Consider the following 13,792-nt stretch of genomic DNA (forward strand, 5'->3'; position numbering starts at 1 on the left):
AAGCGCTCAATAAGGCCACACTCACTACTATGTATGAGAGCTGCTAATGAAAGAGTTTCTGTGTACCGATCGCGATTTTAAAGACATTGCCAATTTAGTTTACAACGCTTGCGGTATTGTATTGGGCGATCATAAACGTGAAATGGTGTACTCACGTTTAGCAAGGCGGATAAGAGCGCTAAAATTAAACGACTTTAAAGCCTACTTAGCCTACTTAGATACGCATAAAGACCAAGAGTTTGATGCGTTTATAAATGCAATTACCACTAATTTAACGTCTTTTTTTCGTGAAGTTCATCATTTTGAATTTATTAAATCTGAGCTTATACCTAACTTAATAAAGGCGAACAATGACACCAAGCGGGTCAGAATATGGTCTGCAGGCTGCTCAACAGGAGAAGAGCCCTACAGCTTAGCAATGACGCTAAATAATGCATTTCCAAGTAATTGGGATGTAAAGATTTTAGCCACCGATTTAGATTCTAACGTGTTAGAAAAAGCGCAAAAAGGTGTGTATACCGCGGCAAACGTAAATGGCTTAGATGCCACTCATCTAAAGCGTTGGTTTTTAAAAAGTAAAGATGGCGAACACTATAAAGTGAAAGACACGCTGCGTGAGCGTATTTCTTTTAAGCGCTTAAACCTATTGCAAGACTGGCCAATGAAAGGGCCGTTTGATCTTATTTTATGCCGCAACGTGGTTATTTATTTTGATAAAGAAACGAAAGATCATTTATTTAAACGCTATGCAAATATTCTAAGCGATCACGGTTACTTATTTTTAGGTCACTCAGAGAGTATGGGTAAAGAGCACTCAAATTATAAAAATTTAGGAAAAACTATGTATCAATTGAGAGCACATGCAGGCTGAATTTAGAAGTGTTTTACCCAGTTTTGAACACATTAAGCGTTACTGGGATTCAGGAAGAAATCATGTTGTTGCCAAAGTGCTTCCAGGAGAATTTTATGTATCTAAAAATAATGAATTGATTTCAACGGTACTTGGCTCATGTATTGCGGCCTGTGTTTACGATGAAGTGTTAGGTATTGGCGGGATGAATCATTTTATGCTGCCGATACAAAAAGGCGTAGAGCTTAAAAGTGCACACGGCTTAAACTGCCGTTATGGTAATTGGGCTATGGAATACCTAATTAATGAAGTATTAAAAAACGGTGCGTCTCGTCATAATTTAAAAATTAAGCTATTTGGTGGCGGAAAAATAATTAGTGCGATGACAGATATTGGGCTGGGTAATATTAGTTTTGCTACCGCCTATGTCAAAGAAGAAGCCTTAAATTTAGTGGCCCATGATATGGGCGGCCCGTGGCCTAGAAAAATATTTTTTCATCCACAAACGGGTAAAGTGTATATGAAAAAACTTAAAAAATTACATAACGATACCATTGAAAAGCGCGAAGTACGTTACTTGCAAAACCTTAAAAAGCAAGAAGTGATATCGAATATAGAGTTGTTTTAGGAGTCGCTATGATAAATGTATTAATAATCGATGACTCCCCTTTAATTAGAGGGTTGCTTACAGAAATACTGCAACAAGCTAACGACATTAACGTAGTGGGCTGCGCAGAAGATCCATACCAAGCACGCGAAATGATTAAAAAACTTAATCCCGATGTACTTACCTTAGACGTAGAAATGCCAAAAATGGATGGACTTAGCTTTTTAAAAAACCTAATGCGCCTGAGGCCTATGCCCGTGGTTATGATTTCTACGCTTACGCAGAAGGGGTCGCCCATTACATTAGAGGCGTTAGAGCTAGGTGCTGTGGATTTTATTGCTAAGCCAACAAGTAACGTAAGAGCCCAGCTGAGTCATTATGCGTCACTGGTTCAACAAAAGGTAAGAATAGCCGCCGGTGCACGAATACGCAGCTTTAAAAAAACGCCACCCGATACAAAACCTATAAGTTCAGAGACTGAATTTTTATTAAATAAAGTGATGGCAATTGGTGCGTCTACCGGTGGTACCGAGGCAATAAAAGAAGTACTAATAAAAATGCCAGTTAATTGCCCTCCTATTGTAATTACTCAGCATATTCCTCCCGTATTTAGTGCTTCGTTTGCTGAGCGTATGGATAGAACATGCTTAATTAACGTGAAAGAGGCACAACATGGCGACAAGCTAAGCCCAGGTTGGGCATATATTGCCCCCGGCGGGCTTCATTTAAGTGTAAAAAAGCGAGGAATTGCTTTGTATTGCCAACTCGACGATGGTGAGCCTGTAAATCGGCATAAACCAGCCGTTGACGTACTATTTGATTCGCTTGTAAATTGTGGATCAAAAAATGTAGTGGCAACAATACTTACAGGGATGGGCGCTGATGGGGCTAAAGGACTGTTAGCACTTAAGCAAAGCGGTGCATACACGTTAGCGCAAGATGAATACTCATCAGTTGTGTGGGGAATGCCTAAAGCCGCTATTGATTTAAATGCAGCCAATGAAGTGGCTGCACTTGATAAAATGGCTGAGCGATTATTAAGCCAAGCAGTTAAACCTAACTAAATAAATAGAAAGCTTAAAGTTATTGAATAACCCAAGGCTGAGAAAACCAATAATAGCTGTTCGGTTTTTTAATTGAAGGCGCTGTACAATTAAAGCGTGAACGGCCTTTGTTCAGTTTTTTAGGTGATGTTACCTCTACCGTATTATCAGTCACCCAGTTCAAGTTTGCTTTGCCTATACCCGATACATAACAAGCTAGTTGAGACTTGTTAAAATCATCAACTTCAAACCCAATGGTTAACGCAGGTGGGTTTTGGGTTGTTACGCTATTTTTATAGCTTAATTGAGTAATATTAAATGCCTGAGAATTCAATTTGGTTGCCAGTGTTTTTATGTCGCTATAAACGCCAGATGCAGGAAAGCGAGGTAATCGACTAAAGTTAGCGTGTTTATTTAGAGCACCAGAATGCTGGCCAATGCCTATATAGCCAAGCTCTGTTACTAAAGCTTGTAGCTCGTTATCAAACTCTCCGTAGGGGTAGGCTAAATATTTATAGTTGTGGCCTATTTCATCTTTTATACGTTGTTGTGAATGAACAATATCTTGGGTGATACGTTTTTTCCATTGCGTGTTAGTTTCACCGTCAAGTTTTAGATGTAAATAGTCATGCTGTGCGGTGTGGTTACTTATAAGTGCGCCTTTTTTACTCAGTTCTTTAAGTTTATCCCACCCCATCACATAGCGTTTACCTTCGTCTATGAGCTTAGGGTTAACAAAAATTGTGTATGGATAGCCAAACTTTTCGAGTATTGGAGCAGCTTGATCATAATTATTGTTGTAACCATCATCAAACGTGATGGCGACGGTTTTATCAGGTAAGGTATGGCCTTGTTTTAAAGCATCAAGTAGTTCATTTAAGGCAATAACATTAAAATCATTATTTTTTAAATAGTTTAGATGCTCTGTAAACGTTTCTTCGCTCACACTAGTGACCGCCGGCAGGGTTTCACTTACATGGTGGTACTGTAAAATAACACCAGCATGAGCACGTAAAGATAACCCAATAAGAGTCAATAAAACTAAATGAAACAATTTCTTATACATAATAAAGCACACCATAAAAGCTTGCTGTTGTTAGCAGGACCAATGATATTATCAAATATCACCGTGCCACTGTTAGGAATAGTTGATACCGCGGTCATTGGCCATTTAGGCAGTGCTCATTATTTGGCTGGTATTGCGTTAGGCTCAGCTGTTATCTCCATTTTATTTTGGCTCGCGGGTTTTTTAAGAATGAGCACAACCGGCATGGTTGCACAAGCCTATGGCCAAAATGACTCAACCCAATTAGCTGCTTTACTCAAACGAAGCCTATTACTTGCCAGCATAGTGGCATTATTTCTTATTGCTATGTCTCCTTTAATAAAACACGCAATAGCATTTTTATCAGACGCTAATAATGCCGTGCTAAGCGAGGCCTATACTTATTTTAGTATTCGAATTTTTAGCGCGCCAGCGGCACTATGTAACTTGGTTTTATTGGGTTGGATGTTAGGCGTTCATTATGGACGAGGGCCATTTTACTTATTGTTGGTAACAAATAGTGTAAATATTGTGCTTGATATTTATTTTGTTGTTTTTTTAGATTGGGCTGTAGCAGGCGCGGCATGGGCATCGTTAATCGCTGATTATACTGCGCTGGTATTCGCGTTGTTTTTAGTGACTAAACTCGCAAAAAAACAAGGTGTAGTGTTAAGTACTCCGCACTGGTTTAGCTTTAAAAAAATGGCCGGGTTATTGAGTTTAAATCGCGACATTTTTATTCGCTCTTTAATACTTCAGTTGTGTTTTAGCTTTATGACTTTTTATGGCGCGCGTATTGGCGAAACAACCCTTGCAGCGAACGCAGTATTACTAAACTTTTTAATGTTAGTCAGCTTTGCACTGGATGGCATAGCTTACGCAAGTGAGGCCAAAGTAGGCCAAGCTAAAGGACAGCAAAGTGTAAGTAAAATACAGCTGTGGGTAAAAATAAGTGTATTTTGGGGGATGTTATTTGGCGTGATTTATAGCGTGTTTTTTGCTGTGTTTGGCGCTTATATAATTACGCTATTAACCAACGTACCTGAGGTTATTAATGAGGCTACGCAATATTTACCATGGGTAATTGCTTTGCCATTATTAGCAATGAGCTGCTTTTTATTTGATGGTGTATTTGTTGGTTTAACGCGCGCTAAAGATATGCGAAATAGTATGTTGCTATCGGCAGCTGTTGGGTTTTTTGGTGTATTTTGGGTATTTAATGATTGGCAAAATAATGGGCTATGGCTTGCGATGAGCTGCTTTATGCTAATGCGTGGAGTTACATTAATAATAAAATATCAAACGCTTAAAGCTAATAATCAGCTGCTAGATTAAGGCTTATTTCCACAGATCAGGATCGTGATGTTTGGGCCCTATTTCTTTTATTACTTGCGAAAAGCGATTGGCAAAAATGCCACTGTAGCCCCAAAAAGCAAAAAATAGCGCAGGTATTAAAATTAAAACGCCAATAATTTGCAAACTGTAATGACTATAGTAACCCGCAAAAATAAAAATCACGGCTAGCACAAACAGTGCTACGCCGCGAAAAAACCGCTTTAAACTCAGCTTAGGGTTGCTCCCTAAGCGGTATATAAGAGGCTTTAGCATTTACTTGGCTTAATAGTAAGAGTGCTCGCCAGCTTCGTGATCAGTAATATCTGCAACACCTGTGATCTCGTCAAACTTAGCTATCATTTCTTTTTCGATGCCTTCTTTTAACGTTACATCGATCATAGAACACCCATTACAACCGCCACCAAACTGAAGCACTGCAACGCCAGCAGCTGTAATCTCTACTAGGCTTACTTGGCCGCCATGGTTAGCTAGTTGTGGGTTTACTTCTGTTTCAAGCATGTGCTGAACACGTTCGTTTAATGATGCATCATCACCAATTTTACGTGCTTTTGCATTAGGCGCTTTAAGCGTTAGCTGAGTACCCATTTTGTCGGTAACAAAATCAATTTCAGCTTCTTCTAAAAAAGGAGCACTTTCAGCATCAACAACGGCATCAAAACCGTTAAAATTTAAGCGAATATCGTTGTCTTCAACGGCGTCTTCTGGACAATAAGAAACACCACACTCGGCTTGTGATGTACCAGGGTTTACAACAAAAACGCGAATATTGGTCTGTTGCGATTGATCTGCTAATAGTTTAGCAAAATGTGCTTGTGCTGTTTCGGAAATAGAAATCATAAAAACGGCTTTATACCTGACTAAATTACTCGGATACTGCATATCATACTCCGCTCATCGTGTTGCGGCTAGTGTTGAGCGTAAAAAGTTGGCATCTATTTTAAGCAATGCTAGCGTGCAATTAACAAACATTTTTAGAGTGATCTATATGCGTTTATTAATAACAATAATGGTGGTAATGCTGAGCTTTTCAAGTGTAGCAAAACCGCTTTCATACTATTTTGAAGACGATGTTGTATTCGACCCGGCCATTCCCACGCCCGAAGAAGTATTGGGTTATCAAGTAGGTGAGTGGCATGTAAGACACGACCAACTCGTGCGCTACATGGAAGTACTTGCTCAAAAGAGCGATAGAATAAACTTTGAGATAATTGGCCGCACACATGAGCAACGACCACTGGTAATGTTAACGGTTACAGCGCCAAATAAATTAACTCAAATAGAGCAAATACGCCAAGCGCACTTGGCTCGTTTGGGTAATAACAGCAAAAAAGCAAACGATAAACCTGCAGTCGTATGGATGGGCTACAGTGTGCACGGTAACGAATCATCGGGTAGCAATGCATCGCTTTTAACGGCTTATTACTTAGCTGCAGCACAAGGCGATGAAATAAATAACCTACTAAACAATACCGTTATTTTGCTCGACCCATCATTAAACCCCGACGGACTTGCACGTTTTGCTAATTGGGCAAACAGCAACCGCGGCATGAATTTATCGTCAGATCCAAAAACTCGCGAGCATACCGAAAACTGGCCAAGCAGCCGCACTAATCATTATTGGTTTGACTTAAACCGAGATTGGCTATTGCTACAGCACCCTGAGTCGCGTGCGCGTATTGCAAAATTTCATCAGTGGAAACCAAATGTACTTACCGACTTTCATGAAATGGGCCCAAACAGCAGCTACTTTTTTCAGCCGGGTATTCCAAGTAGAAAGCACCCAATTACGCCAATTGAAAACGTAACATTAACCAAAGCAATTGCTAATTATCATGCCAAAACGTTGGATGAAAATAATGCACTGTATTTTACAGAAGAAAGCTTTGACGATTTTTACTACGGTAAAGGTTCAACTTACCCAGATGTGAACGGGGGTATAGGTATTTTGTTTGAGCAAGCAAGCTCTCGAGGCCATATACAAGAGACCATTAATGGCCCTTTAACGTTTCCATTTACTATAAAAAATCAGTTATTAACGAGCTTATCTACCTTTAAAGCGGCGGTTGAAAACCGTCAAGCATTGCTTGACTACCAAGCTAAATTTTATGATCAAGCCGCAGAGTTTGCAGGTGACGAAAACTTTGCAGGTTATGTTGTTGAAGGTGCAAAAGACAGCACCCGAATTACTGACTTTTTAGCGCTATTAGAGCAACATAAAATAAAGGCATTTGAACTTACTAAACCACTAAAAGCAGGTGGCATAAACTTTACTACCAACAGCTATTATGTGCCTTTAGCGCAGCCTCAATATCGTTTAGTTAAAGCGATATTTAGCGAGCAAAAAAACTTTGCAGACAATACATTCTACGATGTATCTGGTTGGACATTAGCGCACGCATTTAATCTACCCTTTGCAAAAGTAAAAAGTAATTGGGGGCTAGACGTTGCAGATACCCCTTGGAATAAAGCGCCTAAAGCACCCCTAACAAGTTTAGAATCAGCGTATGCATTTGGTTTTGCATGGGACGACTACTTAGCGCCTAAAATGCTAAATACATTATTAAAACAAGGTATAAAAGCACGCGTGGCATTGAGCGCCTTAACGGCAAAATCGAGCGCGGGCGACATAAATTTTGAGCCAGGGAGTATTATTATTCCGGCTGGTTTACAAACACAGCAAAACTGGATTACTTTGTTAAACAGTGCGCAAAGTGAATTTGGTATTGCCATAAAACCTATTACAACGGGCTTAACCAGTAAAGGTGCTGATTTAGGTTCACGCTCTATGGCAGTTGTTAAAACACCCAAGGTTTTACTGATTGGCGGCCAAGGCACTAGCCAGTACGAAGTAGGTGAAGTGTGGTATTACCTAGATAGGTTTGTAGGTGTTGCCCCCACAATTGTTGAAATGACGCGTTTAAGTTCACTTGAGCTCAGTGATTATAGCCATATTGTGTTGGCCCACGGTAATTACAATAGCTTAACAGATGCAGAAAAAGTAGCGATTAAAAGCTGGGTAAGAAAAGGCGGTGTTATTTGGGGCCACAAAGGCGGCGCTAAATTTTTAGTCGACCAGCAACTACTTAAAGCAAATTATTTATCGCGACAGGATTTAGCTGGTGCTTTCAAAACTGAAGGCCTAAGCTATGGCGATAAAGATCATCTAGCGGGGCGTCAGCGTATTGCTGGGGCTATTTTTAACACTAGTGTGGATTTAACGCACCCATTAACTTTCTCACTCACGCGCGACACCTTACCGGTATTTAAAAACAGTACATGGCTACTTGAAGCGTCAGATGCCCCTTTTGTAAATGTACTAACCTACACAAAACGCCCGTTGTTAGCTGGCTTTACTGACTCTGTAAATGTAGAACAAGTAGCTGAAGGCGCTGGTTTAATAGCACATTCGTACGGACGCGGCAGTGTTATTGCTATGACTGACAACCCCGTATTTAGAGGTTACTGGTATGGTACAAGTCGATTGCTTAGCAATGCACTGTTTTTAGGCCATACATTCCGCGCAAGTGGTCAGTAACATAAATTAACTAAATTGGCGTTAAACAGGTTGTGAATGCCCACACTTGTTTAGCGCCGGCTTTCTTTAAAGCCTGAGTTGCTGCATTTAATGTTGCGCCGGTTGTCATAATGTCATCAACAATAGCGACTGTTTTACCGCTCATATCTTCAGTACATATAAATGCATTGGTTAGATTTTTAATACGTTTTGCTTTAGTGAGCTGCGATTGCGCATGGGTTTTTTTATTACGGATAAGCGCATTATTTAAAACAACGCGAGAGCACAAACAAGGGTGCCATACTTGGCTTACTTGATTAAAACCTCGCTTTAAAAATCGGCTTTTATGTAAAGGTAAAATTATAAATAGATCAGGAGATTGCGTGCTGTATTTAAAAAACGCATCGAGCTGCTTGTGTACAACCTGCTGAAGTGCTTTTTTGTAATGTATTTGGTTACTAAATTTAAGTTGGGTTAGCCACTGCTCAAATGGAGGGCGGTAAAAAGCGCAAGCAAATAACCTGTCAAATTCGCAGTTAGGAAACATATCAACAATATCAGGTCGGTGAAGTAAATTTGGGTGTTTAGTTACATCTAGTAATGCTAAATCTTCTAAGCAATATTCGCATAAACCTAGGCTTGCACTTACAGGGCTTTTGCACTGTACGCAATACGACGGGAACAGCCAGTTAAACAGACCTTTCATGAGATAGTGCCTTCCATTGCAATCATCTTTTTAAACGTTATTATGAGCCTAAGTTTGGTTAAGAATATGCAAATATGCAAAAAGAGTTAGTACTTTTACATGGTTGGGGAATGAATCAAGGCGTTTGGCAACTTATACAGCCAGAGCTTGAAAACTTATATACAGGACAAGTACGTAGCCTTGATTTACCTGGGTTTGGTAATAGCGCAACCACATTACCAACCCCGTATAATTTGCATGATGCCGCTATGCAATTAAGCCAACAGTTAAAACCTCATTCTATTTTAATGGGGTGGTCTTTAGGTGGTTTGTTTGCTCTATACATTGCAAAGCATTGGCCTGAAAAAGTATCGAAGGTTATTTTAGTCGCATCGATACCTTATTTTGCAGAGCAGGGTGAATGGCCGGGAATTAGTGAAAAAGTACTAACTCAGTTTAAAGACCAATTGGTTAATCACAGAGAAAAAACCATTGAGCGCTTTTTGGCTATTCAGGCTATGGGAAGTGAGTCAGCGAGAGATGACATAAAGCAGCTTAAACAATTGCTAAATCAATATTCAGAACCCAACAGTGAGGCGTTAGCGGCCGGTTTAGATATTTTACAAAATAATGATTTACGCGATTTATTTGCAACGTGTCCGGTAAAAATTATGGGTGTATTTGGTCGCTTAGATGCTTTAGTGCCGTATAAAGCAATAGCTAAAATGTCAGTACTAAATTCTGAGTTTGAATACCAAGTAATAGATAAAGCATCTCATGCTCCGTTTATTTCTCACAAAAATGAGTTTTTATCTATCGTTAAATCAATGCTTTAAAAATGCGACGATAATTGCGCCCCGTAAAGCTTTATTTTGCGCACAAACTGAGCGATAATTAAACAATATTTAAGTGGTGGAGGTTTACCGATGTCAATCGGATCTGTATTTAATAATGGTGTTGAAGGGTTTAACCGTGCAAGCCAAGGTATTGAAAAGGCCAGTGCAGAAATCAACCGTGCCAGTATAGAACAGCAAGACGATGCGCAACTTGCACAACAGCGACAGTTAGTTGCAGCAACGCCGGACGAAGCAGTAACAGCACCGGTTGCTCAGCCTGCGCGTATTGACGAATCACTTGTTAACCTAAAAGTTGAAGAATTTAACGCTAAAGCTAATGCGCAAACAATTCAAACAGCTGATGACGTACTTGGTACGTTAGTCGACATTAAAGTGTAATTTAATGAATATTGTCACGCCATTTCCATCAATTAATATAAACACAGCCAATGTTTATACGGAAACCGCTCGTCGTGACAATCAACTGCGGGAAGTCATTCCTGCTCCTTCTGCAAATAGCGCAAGTAATACCGAAACCAAAGCGCAAAGCGATGCTGAAAAAGCCAAATTACCAGGTAATAATGATGGTGCAACGTATAGTGCATCGGGTAAGTTAGCTGACGAAAAAGTGGTTCAAGCGCGCGACGATGAAAACGCCGAGAACCCTGAAAGCTCTGAAGAGCAAAAAGCGCAGCAACAAGAGTCTGAGCAAGAACAGCAAGTTTTAGAGCAAGAGCAGCAGCAAATAAAAGAGCTAAAAGCGCGCGATACTGAAGTGCGTATTCACGAACAAGCTCATGCTTCTGTAGGCGGTAAATATGCGGGTTCGCCAAGTTACGAATATCAACGTGGCCCTGACGGCACTAACTATGCAGTGGGCGGCGAGGTGCAAATTGACGTTGCTGAAATTCCAGGTGATCCCCAAGCAACCATAGAAAAAATGCAAACGGTTAGAGCTGCAGCCCTAGCTCCAGCGGAGCCTTCGGGTGCTGATCGATCAATAGCGGCAGACGCTACTCAAAAGCTGGTAGCAGCTCAGGCTGAACTTGCAGGGCCTCAAAATGAGGAAGACGACAGCGCTGAAAACAATAGCAAAGCGTCATTTACAAGCAGTGAAACTCAAGAAACTAAAACGGCAGAAAGTGAAGAGCAAACACGAGATGCAGACGTGGAAGCACGCGCAGGACGAATTGCTAATTTTTATCAAATGGCAACTTCGCCATCCACACAAAGTGGCTTTTCAGCGATCTCTTAGCGAATAGCATGAACACCGAATATTAAACTCTCCTCAATAAATCACTTTTAATGCTTACTGATTTGAATAAAAAAACCGCTTTCGCGGTTTTTTTATTTTAAAGCGTAGAGCGCTTTCCGATTTTTACTTAAAGCTAAACAAGCTATATGGCCTGCTATTTTTTTACTTTGGCATTCGCAAATGCATCGGCAAACGCGTTACCCATAACCGCATTACCGCTATCGCGTTTAGGTTTAGCAGCTTTGGGTTGCGCATTGTTAGTGCGCGGCTGTTGTTTTTGTGCAGCAGGGGCTGGCTTGTTGCTGGTGTCTATTTCGTCGTTTAAACGCATGGTAAAGCTAATACGTTTACGCGAAGCATCAACTTCCACTACTTTAACTTTTACAATTTCGCCCGCTTTAACTACTTCGCGAGGATCAGATATAAACTTATTAGTAATCGCCGAAATATGCACTAACCCATCTTGGTGAACACCTACATCCACAAACGCACCAAAGTTAGCAACGTTCGATACAACACCTTCTAAAATCATACCTGGTTTTAGGTCACTTATTTTCTCTACACCTGCTTTAAACTCAGCCGTTTTAAACTCTGGACGTGGATCGCGACCCGGCTTATCAAGCTCAGTAATAATATCGGTAACCGTAGGTAAACCAAATTTTTCGTTGGTGTAGTCGTTAGCAACGAGCTTGTTTAAAAATTCGCTGTTACCAATTAATGTGGTTACTTCTGCGTTGTTTTTTTCGCAAATTTGCTTAACAACAGGGTAGGCTTCAGGGTGAACTGATGAGTTATCAAGTGGGTCGCTGCCATTGTTAATTCGTAAGAAACCAGCAGCTTGTTCAAATGCTTTTGGCCCTAAGCGTTCTACTTTTTTTAGCTCACTACGTTTTGCAAATGATCCATTGGAATCGCGGTAATTTACAATGTTTTGCGCTAAGGTTTTGTTTAATCCTGATACGCGTGTAAGTAAAGGAACCGACGCCATATTTAAATCAACACCTACCGAGTTTACACAGTCTTCAACAACAGCTGTAAGTGTTTGTCCGAGTTGGCTTTGCGACACATCGTGTTGATATTGGCCTACACCAATTGATTTTGGCTCTATTTTAACAAGCTCAGCAAGCGGATCCTGCAAGCGACGTGCAATCGATACCGCGCCACGTAATGACACATCTAAGTCAGGAAATTCGTTAGCTGCAAATTCAGATGCTGAGTAAACCGACGCGCCAGCTTCGCTCACCATAATTTTATTAAGTTTTAACTCGGTATTTGCTTTCATTAGCTCAGCAACCAATTTGTCTGACTCGCGCGACGCTGTACCGTTACCAATGGCAATAAGTTCTACTTTGTGTTGGCGGCAAAGTTGCTCTAGTGTACGCAGCGACTTATCCCAATGATTTTGCGGGGCATGAGGGAAAATAGTTTGCGTAGTTAGCAGTTTACCTGTGCTGTCTACAACAGCAATTTTGCAACCGGTGCGTAAACCGGGATCAAGACCAAGTGTTGTGCGTGGACCTGCAGGTGCCGCCATTAGTAAGTCTTTTAAGTTTTTAGCAAATACATCAATAGCGCCTGCTTCTGCTTTTTCGCGCATGGCTGCAAAAAATTCGTTTTCTAGGTGTAAACCTAGCTTAATTTTCCAAGCCCATTGCACCACGCTTAAAAGCCAAGCACTCGCTGTTTGGTCGGTAATATTTAAGCGGTAGTGCTGTGCAATCATATTTGCACAAAGTTGAGCAGGGTTTTCAGAACTTGGTTCAGGGTTTACATTTAATTGAAGTATGCCTTCGTTGCGAGCTCGCAGCATAGCTAATGCACGATGAGAAGGAACTTTAGTAAGTAGCTCCTGATGATCGAAGTAATCGCGATATTTAGTGCCCGCTTGTTCTTGACCTTTAATTACCGTGCTTTGTATTGCACCGTTTTGGCTTATGTGACTTCTTAATTTAGCGAGTAATTTTGCATCTTCGGCAAAACGCTCCATTAAAATAAATTTAGCACCATCAAGCACGGCTTTTGTGTCATCAAAGCCTTTATCAGCATTAATGTACTGCTCAGCGTGTTGCTCAGGATTTAAACTCGCGTCGGTAAATAACGCATCGGCTAGGGGCTCTATGCCTGCTTCTATAGCTATTTGGCCTTTGGTGCGGCGTTTTGCTTTATAGGGAAGATATAAATCTTCGAGTTCTGTTTTACTTTGCGCGCTAGTGATATCGGCTTTGAGCTCTGCGGTGAGCTTCTTTTGAGATTCGATAGTCGACAAAATAAAGCTACGACGCTCTTCAAGTTCTCGAAGGTAAGATAAACGCTGCTCTAGCAAGCGCAATTGAGTGTCATCTAAACCGCCGGTGACTTCTTTTCTGTAGCGGGCAATAAAGGGAACAGTTGCGCCTTCATCAAGTAATTTTGTTGCAGCAACAACTTGTTGTTGTTGTGCATTTAGCTCACTAGCTAAACGTGCAGAGATATCGCTCATGCAAAAACCTTTTTAAACAAAAAATAAGACCAGAAATAAATATCTGGGTCGGCTAATTGCTTGAATAATATCACATGAAGTTGTAATAAAAAGCTCTTAAAGCAAGCTATTTAACTTGCTTT

Annotated in this window: 13 protein-coding genes; 8 read left to right on the plus strand and 5 right to left on the minus strand. The window is 40.6% G+C overall.

What is annotated here, in order from left to right:
* Positions 1-46: 46 nt before the first annotated feature.
* The 3 genes from MTP24_RS00940 to MTP24_RS00950 are packed head-to-tail and all read left to right on the plus strand — an operon-like array spanning position 47 to position 2,521.
* Positions 47-871: a protein-glutamate O-methyltransferase CheR gene (locus tag MTP24_RS00940; RefSeq protein ID WP_243532354.1), complete on the plus strand. Its 825-nt coding sequence runs from the start codon at positions 47-49 to the stop codon at positions 869-871.
* A complete protein-coding gene (gene cheD / locus MTP24_RS00945) occupies positions 861-1,478 on the plus strand; it encodes a chemoreceptor glutamine deamidase CheD (protein ID WP_243532356.1) in 618 nt (205 codons plus the stop codon). The genes MTP24_RS00940 and cheD overlap by 11 nt, the downstream gene beginning before the upstream one ends.
* 8 nt (positions 1,479-1,486) lie before the next feature.
* Positions 1,487-2,521, plus strand: coding sequence for a chemotaxis response regulator protein-glutamate methylesterase (locus MTP24_RS00950; RefSeq protein ID WP_243532358.1), 1,035 nt, complete (start codon positions 1,487-1,489; stop codon positions 2,519-2,521).
* A 19-nt stretch (positions 2,522-2,540) separates the two neighbouring features.
* On the opposite strand, the gene MTP24_RS00955 is transcribed toward MTP24_RS00950, so the two are convergent.
* A complete protein-coding gene (locus MTP24_RS00955) occupies positions 2,541-3,566 on the minus strand; it encodes a polysaccharide deacetylase family protein (RefSeq protein ID WP_243532360.1) in 1,026 nt (341 codons plus the stop codon).
* 42 nt (positions 3,567-3,608) lie between these two features.
* Here MTP24_RS00955 and MTP24_RS00960 point away from each other — a divergent pair, with 42 nt between their 5' ends.
* On the plus strand, positions 3,609-4,880 hold the full coding sequence (locus MTP24_RS00960) for an MATE family efflux transporter (RefSeq protein ID WP_243532362.1): 1,272 nt from the start codon (positions 3,609-3,611) through the stop codon (positions 4,878-4,880).
* Positions 4,881-4,883: 3 nt separating this feature from the next.
* Here MTP24_RS00960 and MTP24_RS00965 read toward each other — a convergent pair whose 3' ends face one another.
* The gene (locus MTP24_RS00965; protein ID WP_006793794.1) at positions 4,884-5,153 is read right to left on the minus strand and encodes a hypothetical protein; all 270 of its coding nucleotides are present in this window, start codon (positions 5,151-5,153) and stop codon (positions 4,884-4,886) included.
* Between the two features lie 9 nt (positions 5,154-5,162).
* On the minus strand, positions 5,163-5,738 hold the full coding sequence (nfuA, locus tag MTP24_RS00970; protein ID WP_006793795.1) for a Fe-S biogenesis protein NfuA: 576 nt from the start codon (positions 5,736-5,738) through the stop codon (positions 5,163-5,165).
* Between the two features lie 148 nt (positions 5,739-5,886).
* Between nfuA and MTP24_RS00975 the strand changes: the two genes are divergently transcribed.
* On the plus strand, positions 5,887-8,436 hold the full coding sequence (locus MTP24_RS00975; RefSeq protein ID WP_243532364.1) for a M14 metallopeptidase family protein: 2,550 nt from the start codon (positions 5,887-5,889) through the stop codon (positions 8,434-8,436).
* A gap of 10 nt (positions 8,437-8,446) precedes the next feature.
* Here MTP24_RS00975 and MTP24_RS00980 read toward each other — a convergent pair whose 3' ends face one another.
* Positions 8,447-9,121, minus strand: a complete 675-nt coding sequence (locus MTP24_RS00980) for a ComF family protein (RefSeq protein WP_243532366.1) — start codon at positions 9,119-9,121, stop codon at positions 8,447-8,449.
* Between the two features lie 74 nt (positions 9,122-9,195).
* Here MTP24_RS00980 and bioH point away from each other — a divergent pair, with 74 nt between their 5' ends.
* The 3 genes from bioH (at position 9,196) to MTP24_RS00995 (ending at position 11,191) form a co-directional block, all read left to right on the plus strand.
* Positions 9,196-9,936, plus strand: a complete 741-nt coding sequence (gene bioH / locus MTP24_RS00985; protein ID WP_243532369.1) for a pimeloyl-ACP methyl ester esterase BioH — start codon at positions 9,196-9,198, stop codon at positions 9,934-9,936.
* A gap of 90 nt (positions 9,937-10,026) precedes the next feature.
* Positions 10,027-10,335, plus strand: a complete 309-nt coding sequence (locus MTP24_RS00990) for a hypothetical protein (protein ID WP_006793799.1) — start codon at positions 10,027-10,029, stop codon at positions 10,333-10,335.
* Positions 10,336-10,339: 4 nt separating this feature from the next.
* Positions 10,340-11,191, plus strand: coding sequence for a putative metalloprotease CJM1_0395 family protein (locus MTP24_RS00995; RefSeq protein WP_243532370.1), 852 nt, complete (start codon positions 10,340-10,342; stop codon positions 11,189-11,191).
* A gap of 154 nt (positions 11,192-11,345) precedes the next feature.
* Here the strand turns inward: MTP24_RS00995 and MTP24_RS01000 are convergent, their stop codons facing one another.
* Complete coding sequence (locus tag MTP24_RS01000) at positions 11,346-13,670, minus strand: Tex family protein (protein ID WP_243532372.1); 2,325 nt, start codon at positions 13,668-13,670, stop codon at positions 11,346-11,348.
* Positions 13,671-13,792: the final 122 nt, after the last annotated feature.

The organism is Pseudoalteromonas sp. APM04 (assembly GCF_022809815.1).
GTDB classification, from domain to species: domain Bacteria; phylum Pseudomonadota; class Gammaproteobacteria; order Enterobacterales; family Alteromonadaceae; genus Pseudoalteromonas; species Pseudoalteromonas marina.